This window comes from Caldalkalibacillus thermarum (assembly GCF_014644735.1).
Lineage (GTDB): Bacteria > Bacillota > Bacilli > Caldalkalibacillales > Caldalkalibacillaceae > Caldalkalibacillus > Caldalkalibacillus thermarum.
Map to the genome: position 1 here is coordinate 1 of NZ_BMKZ01000059.1, position 11,595 is coordinate 11,595.

Genomic DNA, 11,595 nt, shown 5'->3' on the forward strand with positions numbered 1-11,595 from the left:
TCTTTTGCTTTTTAGGGGCCTCTTCATGCCGTTAACAGACGAGCTATTAACGGCATGAAGAGGGATTGGCGAATGTGTGTTTGCCCTCTGAAATTTTACTCATACTACCGCTACAAACTGCATGCCTATTTTACCGCATTTGGGTCATTAATTGCCGTGCAGCTGCTAGGATTACTCTTTTCTCTTAATGGAGTGAGCCAGATCGGAACCTACTTTGATCATATCTATATTCATGTGAATCATTTCTCCGCCAATCTCATTATTATCTTCAGCTTGATGTGGGTATTTATTATTGCTGTGACGGTCACCACCCGACCTTACCGGGACGCCGATTTTGTGTTTGTCGCCAACCGGATGAGCAGTCATTTGTCCAATATCCTTTTTCTGCTCACGGCCAGTGTGATTGGGGGCGTCACAGCCATGTTGTGCGGGTTTGTCCTTAAACTGGTGGCTGGGTACATCCTCACTCAGGATCTGGTATTCCAACAGACGCATTCACTGCCTGAACTGCTGCTCGGTATGACCGCCGCCAGTTTGTACATGATTCTCCTCAGCTCAGTTGGCTTCTTGGCCGGTATGCTCTCACAACTGCATAAGGTCGTTAAGTTTGTACTCCCGGCATTAGTGTTAGCCATGTTTTTCATGGATACAGGAAATCCCAAATTACCAATTATGATCATTCTGGCCCAATTTTTCACAAATGAGGATTCATTTGTTATCTTTGTCATCAAAGTAGCGGCCAGTTCAAGCCTGCTGTTTGGCACTGCCCTACTGATTTCCAACCGGCTGGAGGTGAGACAATAATGGGGGTTGTGGTTGTGTGGAGTTTACTGCTGTTAATTGTGATTCTCGTTCTGATGATCATCTTGATACAACGCTTGTTGAAAAGGGGTAACCGCTTCTGGACACTGAACCGTCTCAAATGGTTAAGTGGTGCATACTTGTTGATCTTGCTGCTCGCCCTGGCGCTCTATTATGGATTGCCTATAAAGGAGACCTCTGAGCTGAGGACGATCAGCTACGAGGAAGCAGAACAGCGCAGATTAGATTTTTACCGGGCTGTAGAGCAAGGCAAACTCGCAGAGCTTGAGCAAGATGACTTTCGGGAACAATGGCGGTTCGAAACATATGTTGAACGTCTCTATATTAAGCTGAATAAGGTTTATCCCGAAGAAATAAGTTCAGAACTTATCGTTGAACAAACAGATGACACTGAGGGAGCGATTGAGGTGCGTTACATCATGACACCAACAGTAATCGAGGGGATCGATCTGACTGATCAACTTGACCCTCCTCGCGTTGACTTACAGGGAGAACATTTATTCATCCATTTTCCAGATCATCAAGAGGTGCGGCTGGCTCACTTCAGTAAGGCATTTACGATCAAACAGTTCAGTACTCCGGAATATATGGAGGGAGTGTCTGTCCCAGGAGCCAGTGCCCTGTATATCCGCCTGCCCCAGCATATTGAACTTGAGGCCAGTGACAATCTGCCCATCCGCTGGGTTGGACAGTAGCTCGTTAGCCGGCTGACCCTCGTTGCTCTTGAGTGTTACAGGGGGCGGCACCGCCGCCCCCTTTTCCCTTCACTTCCTGCACAGTCTGAAAATGGAATTGATTTGGTCAACCTGAATCCGTGAGGATTCATCTATTAATCCCTCACCTGCTTTGGTACAATGGGAATAAGTATAATCAGACTCTCCCACCTGGCAGGTGAAAAGGATGCGGTTTATGATTAAAGCCTCTCATGAACGATTAACAGCCCATAGTGGATTGGGATTAAGGTGATAATCAAATATTTTGTGATCATTTTAATGTCTATAAGTCATCATGTGGCAAACATTTAAATCAATCCCGTCCATATGTCACGGATTCAGGATATAAATCTTTAGCGGAGCACCGATGGGCCATATTGAACAAAGCAATAAAGGTTGGTCATAAGACAAGCCGTTCCTATATTAGCAGGAGCTAGCCCAAACACGGGATCTTTTTCTGCCAAAACATATTGACTTTATAACGAAATGTTGTACTATTTAGTTTAAAAAATTTTGAGCTTTTGCACCGAGGTGGCCATGATGAAGTATGCCTTTGCTAAGCGGGTTCGTCATTTGCAATCATCCGCGGTTCGTGAGATTCTAAAAGTAGTCAGCGAGGGAAATGTGATTTCATTTGCCGGTGGTTTGCCCGAAGAAGATTTATTTCCGATGGAAGAAATTAAAGAGGCCTTTGAAAAAGTGTTTTCCTCAGGCAAAAAATCATTACAGTACATTGAAACAGAAGGGTACCGTCCCCTTCGGGAAATATTGATTGAACGCATGAAGAAAAAAGGCATTTCAGGGTACACTGCAGAAGAGGTTTTGCTAACCACGGATCACAACAAGCGATTTATTTATTTTCAAAAGTGTTCTTTAATCCGGGAGATATCGTCTTAACCGAAAACCCTGCATACTTGGCAGCATTGCAAGTGTTTGAATCGTATGAAGCCCATGTTATTGGCGTTGAGTCGGATGAGCACGGTATGCTTCCCGACGACTTGGAGGCAAAAATTAAACGGTACCGTCCAAAATGTATTTATGTGGTGCCAACATTTTCCAATCAAACGGGAAAAGTATGGTCGCCGGAAAGGCGCAAGCTGCTCTTGAAACGAAACTCCCTCAAACATATCATGTGATTATTTTTGAAGATGATCCGTACAGTGATATTCATTTTCACAAGGATGAACAAATATTGGCCGATTGCTGCTCTTGATGAGGGTACCCATGTGTTGTACACGAGCACGTTTTCTAAAACAGCCGCTCCAGCTTAGCGAACAGGTTGGATCGTCGGCCCTCATCAGATAATCTGCATCATGTCACAAGCCAAGCAAGCCAATGACCTTCATTCGAACTCATTGGCACAGCAAGCTTTATACTACTTATGCCGGGGTTTTGATTTGGATGGTCATATTGACAAGCTGATTGACGTGTATTATGCACGGATGACTTGATGCTCAATGAATTAGAGAAAGCAAACCTTCCCGGGCTGTCTTATGTTGTGCCCAAAGGAATGGTATTATTAACAGCTGTGGTTTAAGAGGAAGCTAAAACAAGCAGCTATTTTAGCGCAAGATGAACAGGTCATTGCGGAGGGAATAAGATGTCAACGGGAATGATTGTGTATATTATTGTAATGAGCTGGACACTCCTCGTTGTCGGTGGAATAACTTTTTTAATGTATAAGTATGAAGACTATACATTGATCAGCGGCTTTGCCAACCGGCCCAAAGAAGAGCAAGAACATCTGATCAAAAACGGGTATACACAAGCGGTCAAGCGCTTCCTGTTAACTTCTACACTTATATTATTGGCTACATTTGTCCTAAGTCTGTTCAGGATCCCGTGGGTGATGGAAGTAGGATTTTCGGTTCTCACTTTACATGTCTTAGGCGGCATGGTTTATATTCAGCGCTATGAAGTGGAGCATAAGAAGAAGAGAGGTTATGTGCTGACAGGGAGCATCAGCGCTGTAATATTGATCGGGATAATTGGGTTGCTGGTCTGGTCATTTCAGCCCCATATGGTCAGTATTGACCAGGAAGAACTGCACATCTCAGGGATATATGGTGTCACCATACCTTTGGAAGAAGTTGAACAGGTGGAACGCTTAGATCGTCTGCCGCCCGTTCAAATGAAGACCAATGGTGTTGCTGTGCGCGGGTTGTTGAAGGGAGATTTCCTGATTGAAGGGTATGGTGCTGTGCGTTTGTTTGTCCGTGGTGAACCGTCTCCGGTGTTATATATTGAAACGGAAAAGCGGCGGATCATGCTTAATGGGGATGAGGAACAGCTGGATGAGTGGTACAAGACCTTGCGTGCCCAACTGCAAGTTGGCTAAGAGGAGAGGAAAAATTACAGGTCCCGCCGAAAACGGGTATAGCGTACAGGAATATAAACGTATAAAGCTCCCGGAATATGACCTGGAAATGAGGATAACCTGGGGAGACAAAGACCGTAAAGGACTCAGAAACATAGATATATCTATTTCAATGTCATATTTGGGATTCTGACCGTAAGTATAGTCTGTATTTGCTGTATATGGGCTCGTATTGATCCTTGTTTTTAGAAAAATTTGCAATTACTGGGGATACGATGTTCTCCTAAAGAGCATCTATCCTTTTTTATGATATTGAAAAAACGGTCATGATCATTAGAGTTGATAATGATAATTATTATCATCTAATATCGAAATTGAAGCAATGGTCGGGAGGCATGCAGATGGCATTACCTTGTACTAGCTTACATTACTTGGACGCACAGGAGCTTAAAATAGAAACAGGAGATTCATTGACCTGGCTACTGATGAAGAGCAATATCGGTTTGGCTACGTCAATCAGGAGGGTGTAGGCATCCGCTTGTACGTCAGTCAACAAGAAACATCTGCCTTGCTTGAGAGTGGGACGTTATTTTTGCTTCCGGCAGAAAGCATATGCACCATCTATAATCGTGCAACCCAAAAAGCTCACGTTGTGCTGGTCCGCTTTCAATGGACAGGTGAAGAACCATTACGCAGCTCTCTAGCCGGTCAGTCTGGGCTAAACATTCACCATTTGCGCTTGACCCAGGCTCACAATTGGATGGAGGCCTTCTTAAAGAGTCGCTCATGAGCTGGCTACCAGGATGAGTATTATTTCAGCCGGCTGTTCAAAAAACAAATGGGTCTTTCCCCCACAGAGTATGCAGCCCGTGCCCAAAAAAGGAATGCCAATCTTTCTCCTGTCTTCCATGATGATTTAACTGTGTTAGGGATCAATCCCTTCATCAGTTTATAACGGGGCTGGTCTAAACAGCCTGACAGATACCTGGAACAGATCCGAAACTTGTCCAGATTTTATTTTCACTTCGCCCGTTCCGGAATATATCTATCAACATTTGACAGAGATCGCACCGGGATGACGTACAATATTTTGTGTAAGCATTTGAAAAAATAAAAATAGGCAGGGTATCCTCGGAATTGTCCAGATTCCATAAGAGAAAGGAGTACCCTACCTTATCGTATAAAGTGTAACAAATTCCGGAATAGAAAATCAACTAGATCACTTGTTAAGAGCATTTGTTAAAGAAATACTTGAGCTCATGATGAGAGAGGAGCTTGAAAACTTTTTAAAGGTCGAAAGACCTCATGAACCTAACTGCAAAAATGGTTATTATCAACGTTTGGTGTTAGTATAGTTTCATGGACACATTTTAGTTAAGTCCCAAACAGGATTTCACCACCAACACCATCAATGAGAAGTGGGTCGCCGATATCACCTACATTCATACCCTTAAAGATGGATGGTGTTACTTGGCTTCGTGATGCAGCCTAAACGCGGGCTTATTCTGCACATGGATTTGGGGACACCATATACGAGTGAAGCATTTGAGCAATATGTCAAATCTCAGGGCATCATACAGTCATTCAGCCGAAAGGGATGTCCTTATGACAATGCATGTATAGAAGGGTGGTATAACCGTAAAAGAATCCATAGCCGCCTGGGTTACAGAACACCTCAGGAAGTGGAAGATCTTTTGAAACATTCGGCTTAAAACTTAACTTTTTTGTGTCCAGGATATTGACTCAAATCCACTACAAGCAGTTGAGGAATTGTGGTACAAAAAGCAATAGAACATACGTTTTCTGACAACACAATGTCAAAAGTATATGCTAAAACCAAGGGGGTTGATGAAGATGCCCGTCTGTCAAAACTGTGGAGAAAGATGGACTTGGAATCAAACGTTTAAAAGAATGTTTACGTTGGACGCAAGTATGAGATGTCCGTACTGTGAAAAAAAGCAATATCTTACAACAAAATCAAGAAGAAGGAGCAGTTTATGTGGCTTTGTACCTCCCCTTACACTTCTTCTTCCGATAATATTTGATGCATCATCTTTAACCACGATAATCATTTTGATAGGGAGTTCTTTATTGATGATTGGAATTTGGCCGTTTTTTATTGAATTATCTAATCAAGAGGAACCTCTTTGGTAGTAGTGAAAATGACGAAGCTGATATGCCTGCGAACACCCTTCCAGCCCGTGTTGTCAGGGTAGTAGATGGTGACACATTTGTAGCGAACATCAACGGAAAAGAAGAGAAAGTCCGGTTAATTCTTGTTGATACACCGGAAACGGTTCATTCATCTAAACCAACAGAGCTGTTTGGCCCCGAAGCGTCCGAGTTTGCAAAGGAAATGTTGGAAGGAAAAGAAGTGAGGTTGGAATTGGATGTATCCGAACGGGATCGTTACGGTCGTGTCCTTGTCTACGTCGATAAAGCATCAGAAAATAAAGATAGAGTGACTGATGATCAAACAACAAATACGTTCCATTATAACAAAACAGAATTTGAAACAAAGAAAAATTTTCGGCCAGGTTTTGCGTTTTTTGCAGGTATCGTGGTTGGAGTTTTTATAGTAACCATTAGTCTACTTTATAATGATCATTTGTCATTACAATCATCAGATGCTGTTTCCAGTGAATTTGATTCTGTTCAGGGCTTTACCTACAATGAAGAATTTCCAAACAATATTTCAGTAGAAAACTTAGAAGAGGTTATTCCAATTGAAATAGAAGCCATTGAGACCATTAATCAAGCAAATTATCTATATAGTCATAGGTACGGTTTTGTACCTGATCACATAGCTGAACAAGAGGAAAAAGAAAGTTTATAAGCTATTATTGAAAGTTTTCCCGAAGAATGGCCTGTTGGTCTAATGATTGTTAGAAGTCAATCTTCTAACGCAAACCTATGAGTTGATTATTTTCCCGTAATCAAAACACAAACTGGTTATCTATTTTGCAGATTATTATCTGAGCTTTTTGCAAAATAACATTTTTACCGTCAGGTAACAAAAAGTTTGGCATCAAGTACCATAATTGGTTGTAAAGCGATTGTTCTGAGGTGATTGAGGGTATGCTTTCCCCTCCCCACCATATGCGGGCTTGTCATTTCCAGTATGCTTGACACAATTTACTATGCTACTGCTTCTTTCTGACCTTGCTTGGCTACTATCAGTGCACTTAATAGCAAAACAATCGCATTCAGGCAGATGTGTGTTTTTACTTTTTGTATCCCACGCACATGCAGTCTGTTCGCTGTGAGACAGGTCTTCATGCGAGAGATACACCGCTCGACGGATGTTCTTTCGTTATACAGCGCTTTCCATTGTTGGGTGTCATGGTGTGAACGGCTGTATCGTCTTAAGTCTTCTTCCGGTCGGATTTTGACCACCATGCCATAGATTCGAAGATGAGCAGGCCGCCATACCTAATGGACGATCCACCTTTCGGGGGTTCCTTTTCATTGCGTAAATTTAACGGAAGGTTGTAAAGGTATCAATGCCTTCCAGTAGAGCGACGAGTAAAGCTCTTAAAATCTCTTGGCGGCAGTGACCGGCTGCGCCCCGGGGTGAAGCGATTCTCAACTTTTTAGCATATGGATGTAAGTCCATATGCTAAAAAAGAGAGGCAATCTCTCACGAGATTCTAATTTTTACAGTTGTTCGAAGGAAAACAGGCTTTCTTGGAGAATATACATAGATCCTTTCTTGATTTTTCTTGTTTGGTCACTTGAAATATTCTCCAAGAAGGGGTGAAGTCCTTTATTTGGACCTCAAATCCTTTGTATTTCAATGGCTCTATTTAATTCAAAATGCTCAAATGAATTAGAGGAAATCAAGAATGGACTACATTAATGGGGAACAAGTGGTGCAGAATAAGAACCCTAAGAAAAAATTTGGGAGCACAGTCAAACGCATACGATGCTCCCTGTTTCAGCCGGTTCATGACATGTTTTTTAGCGCATCAGTGATTGGTGTTTCACCTGATATAACGTCAAACCCCCGCTTTAAAGTATTTTCCTCATTCAGTGAAGCGACAATGGTGGCAGCGACATCCTCACGTGGAATCGATCCTCTCTCAAGTTGTTCCCCGACAGAAATTTTTCCTGTTCCCGGTTCATTAAGCAAGCGACCGGGGCGGATAATCGTATAATTGAGCTGGCTAGACATCAGCATTCTATCTGCATAATGCTTTGCTGCAAAGTAATGCTTTATCCCTTCCCTCCATTTCTCCCTAATATGGGCAGAAAGAGCGCTGACCATAATAAACCGTTTGATGTTAGCCTGTTCGGCTGCTTCTATCGTTTTTACGGCTCCGTCAAGATCAACAAGTATTGTTTTATCCGGGCCTGTATGACTACCAGATCCCGCCGTAAAAACAATGGCTTCACATCCCTCTGCTGCTTTCCTTATTTCCTCGACAGTGCCTTCCAAATCGGCCACCACAGTTTCTACTCCTTGTTCTTGAAAAAATTGGGCTTGTTCATCATTTCTGACCATCGCCCGTACTTCATGTTCCCTACTGTTAGATAATAACCGAACGAGGTGCCGGCCAATTTGTCCATTGGCTCCAACAACCAACACTTTCATACCCGTTACTCTCCTATCATTGTAGTTTGATTAGACATTATTCACTTATATATATTTACATGCTTATGGTTTCTTATACCTTATCTCATAAGTGCAGGTATCGTCAAGAATTTTGTGTAAGCCCGTAGGGCACCTCTGGAATCGTGACTATATTTATATATTTAGATCTTCATCATTCTTAATTACTAATGAAAAAGTATCAGAAGGTTCTGTCAAGGGCGAAGTGTATACGAGCCCCTTGACAGGTTTTTCGAACTTTTTAAAATGGCATAAGGATGATGAAGCTTATATCTCATATCGTTCTTTAAACATAGCTTGCAAGCTTCCTCGCTAAATCATATGGATTTGAGAAAAATAATAGTTGACCATACTGCTAGTAAAACAAAGTTTTCGAAGGTATGGTCAAATGAAAGATTTTCAAAAAGAATTAAATGTGTTAAATGTGCTTCAAGAAGCATTGCACATTGAGCAACCTTGGTATGTGAGTTCACATTTATTAGATCGTGAACATGAAATACTGCATATATATCTAGACTTCCCGCGGGGAAGTAAATTTATGTGCTCCCATTGCGGTGCTTACCATCAGCCTGTCCATGATATTGTAGATGAAAATAGAACTTGGAGACACCTGGANTGTAGATGAAAATAGAACTTGGAGACACCTGGATTTTTGGGAATACAAGACATACTTACACGCTCGACTTCCGAGGACGAAGTGTGAGCAATGCGGAAAAACACGTACTGTCCAAGTAGGGTGGTCAAGACCAAAGAATCACTTTACTTGGAAATTTGAATCCTATGTCTTATCACTGATGAAAGAAATGCCTGTAGCTGCTGTTGCCAGAGAAGTTCGAGAACACGATACTCGATTATGGCGTATATTTCACTATTATGTGCATCGTGCGATGCAAGCATTAGATCTGAGTACAGTTAAACGAATGGCCATTGACGAAACGTCTGTCCGTAGAGGGCATGATTATATTACATTATTTGTTGATGTTGACACGAAAAAGGTCTTATTTGCAACTGAAGGCAAAGACTCCAGTGTTTGATCTCAGTTTAAAGAACACCTTAAAGATAAAGGGATACCTGCTTCACAAATTGAAGAATGTTGCTGTGACATGTCCCCCGCTTTTATCAAAGGGATTGAAAGTACTTTTCCGAATGCAAAAATAACTTATGATAAATTTCATGTCATGAAAATGGTCAATGAAGCGGTAGATACGGTTCGTCGTGCAGAACAAAAAGAAGTCGATGACTTAAAAAAGACACGATACATCTGGTTGAAAAACGAACAAAACCTTACGGCTAAACAGCGTGAACAGCTGATCAAACTCAAAGATACAAATCTAAAAACAGCAAGAGCATATAAGATTAAACTTGCCCTTCAGGACTTTTGGACGTATCCGGCAATCTTAGCCGATTTATATTTCAACGATTGGTACAGCTGGGCTATTCGTTCACAACTTGAACCCATCAAAGAGGTCGCTCGTTCCCTTAAGAGACATCAGGATGGCATCCTTCGATGGTTTCAAACGAAAATCACAAATGGCCTTCTTGAACGCATTAACAGTCTCGTTCAAGCATCAAAACGTAAAGCAAGGGGCTATAGAACAACCAAAAACTTCATCAGCATGGTTTATGCAACGGCTAATAAGTTAGATGTGGTCGCTAAGCCCTAAGGGCTGGACTTATTCTTTGTCAGCTTAATAACATCCACCTCTATTCTCGGGATCGCGGTCAAGCGGTTTGGGCTTGAGGGCTCTCCCGAGAATAGAGATACTATGAAAAGTTGACAAGGATAATCTTCTCTACTTCTTGCTAATTCCACAGTAAATAGCGAAGAGCCTATTTTTTGAACAAGATCAAGAAACAACTGTGATAGCAGTGACGTATTCACTTCGTTATTCTTTCTAGATAGTTGTGAAGCGCTGATGGATTGAAGTCCAAGCTCAGCTTGGAAATCCTCGTCAAGCAAACCATCAGAGATATCTCTCAAACTCTTCTTCTCATGCAACTGAGCATGAATCATAAGAAGGAGATACGCTTTCGTTGTCAGCTTCTTCACATATTTGTCTTGCTGAGTTTTTTCAACTCTTTCTTGAAAATTTAACATATTGATGGGTTCTACCCATTTACCAAATGAAGAAAATAGGGTATTCTTGTCCATAACAGAGGTCCTTTACATTGGATTTGGACAGGAAACCACCTGTGCTTTCCATTGTAAAGGATTTTTTGTCCTGCGGACAATATAAATCTGAACAATATGTGTATTGTGAATGTTCAAATTTAATTAATGCAACACTAGTGGTCCAGGATATTGACTCAAATCTATAATGACATTCTCGTATCTGTGTATGGAACGTTACGAAAAGGAGATTATAACCATCATTTTTTACAAAACGCCACATTAGTGGCTGACAACTGCTGGACAAATGGAAGGCTGTACGATACGGGCTGTGGTTATCCAGCGCTTGTTCCTCACCCAACAGAGCGCGTGATCGGAGAGGTGTATGTGGTTGATGAAGCTACTCTCAACCAACTCAACGAACTGGAAGGCTATAATGTTGAAGGTGAAGATAATTTGTACGAACGTACGATCCAAAAAGTGTTTGACAATCGCTCGAATAGCTCACATTTGCTTGAAGCATACGTTTATATTTTCACGAATGAAAAGGCTGGCGACCTTCCTCTCATAAAATGTGGCGACTGGATGGAACAAAAATAGGATTTAGGACTTATGTTTTATTAGAACGGCGATGGCTAATATTACAAAGGAATTGGGTCTGAATTCTTTTTTTTGAAAATTCACCCAAATTATATTGACGCTGTATTTGTCATCATGGTAATCTAATTGAGGAACAGAGTTTCACAATAAAAGTTTTGGAGGTGGTATATATTTTTGAGTGGTTTGTCATCATGTTCTTATTCATTTACTCGGTTACGATCAGTCTCATGTACTTGAAAGAAAAAAGAAAATAAGGCTACGATTAATGACTAAGGTTTACATCCAAGATGTAGTGTAAAACATTGAATACAGGGGTATGAGTAAAATTTCAGAGGGCAAACACACATTCGCCAATCCCTCTTCATGCCGTTAATAGCTCGTCTGTTAACGGCATGAAGAGGCCCCTAAAAAGCAAAAGACA

General features: G+C 41.6%; 11 protein-coding genes and 5 pseudogenes. 13 read left to right on the forward strand and 3 right to left on the reverse strand.

Annotated features, from left to right (window positions below):
* The first annotated feature begins 72 nt into the window (after positions 1 to 72).
* From IEW48_RS15230 to IEW48_RS17210, 11 genes and pseudogenes are all read left to right on the forward strand, one after another.
* The gene (locus IEW48_RS15230) at positions 73 to 804 is read left to right on the forward strand and encodes a hypothetical protein (RefSeq protein ID WP_188624514.1); all 732 of its coding nucleotides are present in this window, start codon (positions 73 to 75) and stop codon (positions 802 to 804) included.
* Positions 805 to 818: 14 nt separating this feature from the next.
* Positions 819 to 1,517 carry a hypothetical protein gene (locus tag IEW48_RS15235; protein ID WP_188624515.1) on the forward strand — a complete coding sequence of 233 codons (699 nt, stop codon included), beginning with the start codon at positions 819 to 821 and terminating at the stop codon, positions 1,515 to 1,517.
* A 558-nt stretch (positions 1,518 to 2,075) separates the two neighbouring features.
* A complete protein-coding gene (locus tag IEW48_RS17550; RefSeq protein WP_308747486.1) occupies positions 2,076 to 2,432 on the forward strand; it encodes a hypothetical protein in 357 nt (118 codons plus the stop codon).
* A complete protein-coding gene (locus tag IEW48_RS17555; protein WP_308747487.1) occupies positions 2,402 to 2,671 on the forward strand; it encodes an aminotransferase class I/II-fold pyridoxal phosphate-dependent enzyme in 270 nt (89 codons plus the stop codon). The genes IEW48_RS17550 and IEW48_RS17555 overlap by 31 nt, the downstream gene beginning before the upstream one ends.
* 464 nt (positions 2,672 to 3,135) lie before the next feature.
* Entirely contained in the window at positions 3,136 to 3,873 is a 738-nt protein-coding gene (locus IEW48_RS15245) for a PH domain-containing protein (protein ID WP_188624516.1), read from the forward strand.
* Positions 3,874 to 4,390: 517 nt separating this feature from the next.
* Positions 4,391 to 4,642, forward strand: coding sequence for a hypothetical protein (locus IEW48_RS15250; protein WP_188624517.1), 252 nt, complete (start codon positions 4,391 to 4,393; stop codon positions 4,640 to 4,642).
* Positions 4,643 to 4,648: 6 nt separating this feature from the next.
* Positions 4,649 to 4,807, forward strand: a pseudogene (locus IEW48_RS15255) (AraC family transcriptional regulator); the annotation flags it as partial.
* Between the two features lie 247 nt (positions 4,808 to 5,054).
* A pseudogene (locus IEW48_RS17790) lies at positions 5,055 to 5,192 on the forward strand (IS256 family transposase); the annotation flags it as partial.
* 43 nt (positions 5,193 to 5,235) lie between these two features.
* Positions 5,236 to 5,564: pseudogene (locus tag IEW48_RS15260) on the forward strand (transposase); the annotation flags it as partial.
* A 199-nt stretch (positions 5,565 to 5,763) separates the two neighbouring features.
* Complete coding sequence (locus IEW48_RS15265) at positions 5,764 to 6,006, forward strand: TIGR04104 family putative zinc finger protein (protein ID WP_229704084.1); 243 nt, start codon at positions 5,764 to 5,766, stop codon at positions 6,004 to 6,006.
* On the forward strand, positions 5,951 to 6,688 hold the full coding sequence (locus tag IEW48_RS17210) for a thermonuclease family protein (protein ID WP_229704081.1): 738 nt from the start codon (positions 5,951 to 5,953) through the stop codon (positions 6,686 to 6,688). Before IEW48_RS15265 ends, IEW48_RS17210 begins: the two co-directional genes overlap by 56 nt.
* A gap of 302 nt (positions 6,689 to 6,990) precedes the next feature.
* On the opposite strand, the pseudogene IEW48_RS17215 reads toward IEW48_RS17210, so the two are convergent.
* Together IEW48_RS17215 and IEW48_RS15280 are read right to left on the reverse strand one after the other, a co-directional pair.
* Positions 6,991 to 7,303 (reverse strand): annotated as a pseudogene (locus IEW48_RS17215) (transposase); the annotation flags it as partial.
* Between the two features lie 495 nt (positions 7,304 to 7,798).
* Entirely contained in the window at positions 7,799 to 8,446 is a 648-nt protein-coding gene (locus tag IEW48_RS15280) for an SDR family oxidoreductase (protein ID WP_188624520.1), read from the reverse strand.
* Between the two features lie 406 nt (positions 8,447 to 8,852).
* Here IEW48_RS15280 and IEW48_RS15285 point away from each other — a divergent pair.
* Positions 8,853 to 10,128 (forward strand): annotated as a pseudogene (locus IEW48_RS15285) (ISL3 family transposase).
* Here IEW48_RS15285 and IEW48_RS15290 read toward each other — a convergent pair.
* The gene (locus tag IEW48_RS15290; RefSeq protein WP_229704083.1) at positions 10,125 to 10,616 is read right to left on the reverse strand and encodes a DUF4372 domain-containing protein; all 492 of its coding nucleotides are present in this window, start codon (positions 10,614 to 10,616) and stop codon (positions 10,125 to 10,127) included. The pseudogene IEW48_RS15285 and the gene IEW48_RS15290 overlap by 4 nt on opposite strands.
* Positions 10,617 to 10,766: 150 nt before the next feature.
* On the opposite strand from IEW48_RS15290, the gene IEW48_RS15295 reads away from it, so the two are divergent.
* Positions 10,767 to 11,174 (forward strand): gamma-glutamylcyclotransferase family protein, encoded by a 408-nt coding sequence (locus tag IEW48_RS15295; protein ID WP_188624521.1) that lies wholly within the window; start codon positions 10,767 to 10,769, stop codon positions 11,172 to 11,174.
* The last annotated feature ends 421 nt before the right edge of the window (positions 11,175 to 11,595 follow it).

Bases quoted from the DNA above. Each gene is read 5' to 3' on its own strand.
- IEW48_RS15230 (WP_188624514.1), top strand. From the start codon at position 73: ATGTGTGTTTGCCCTCTGAAATTTTACTCATACTACCGCTACAAACTG.
- IEW48_RS15280 (WP_188624520.1), bottom strand. From the start codon at position 8,446: ATGAAAGTGTTGGTTGTTGGAGCCAATGGACAAATTGGCCGGCACCTC.
- IEW48_RS15290 (WP_229704083.1), bottom strand. From the start codon at position 10,616: ATGGACAAGAATACCCTATTTTCTTCATTTGGTAAATGGGTAGAACCC.
- IEW48_RS17550 (WP_308747486.1), top strand. From the start codon at position 2,076: ATGAAGTATGCCTTTGCTAAGCGGGTTCGTCATTTGCAATCATCCGCG.
- IEW48_RS15245 (WP_188624516.1), top strand. From the start codon at position 3,136: ATGTCAACGGGAATGATTGTGTATATTATTGTAATGAGCTGGACACTC.
- IEW48_RS15265 (WP_229704084.1), top strand. From the start codon at position 5,764: ATGTTTACGTTGGACGCAAGTATGAGATGTCCGTACTGTGAAAAAAAG.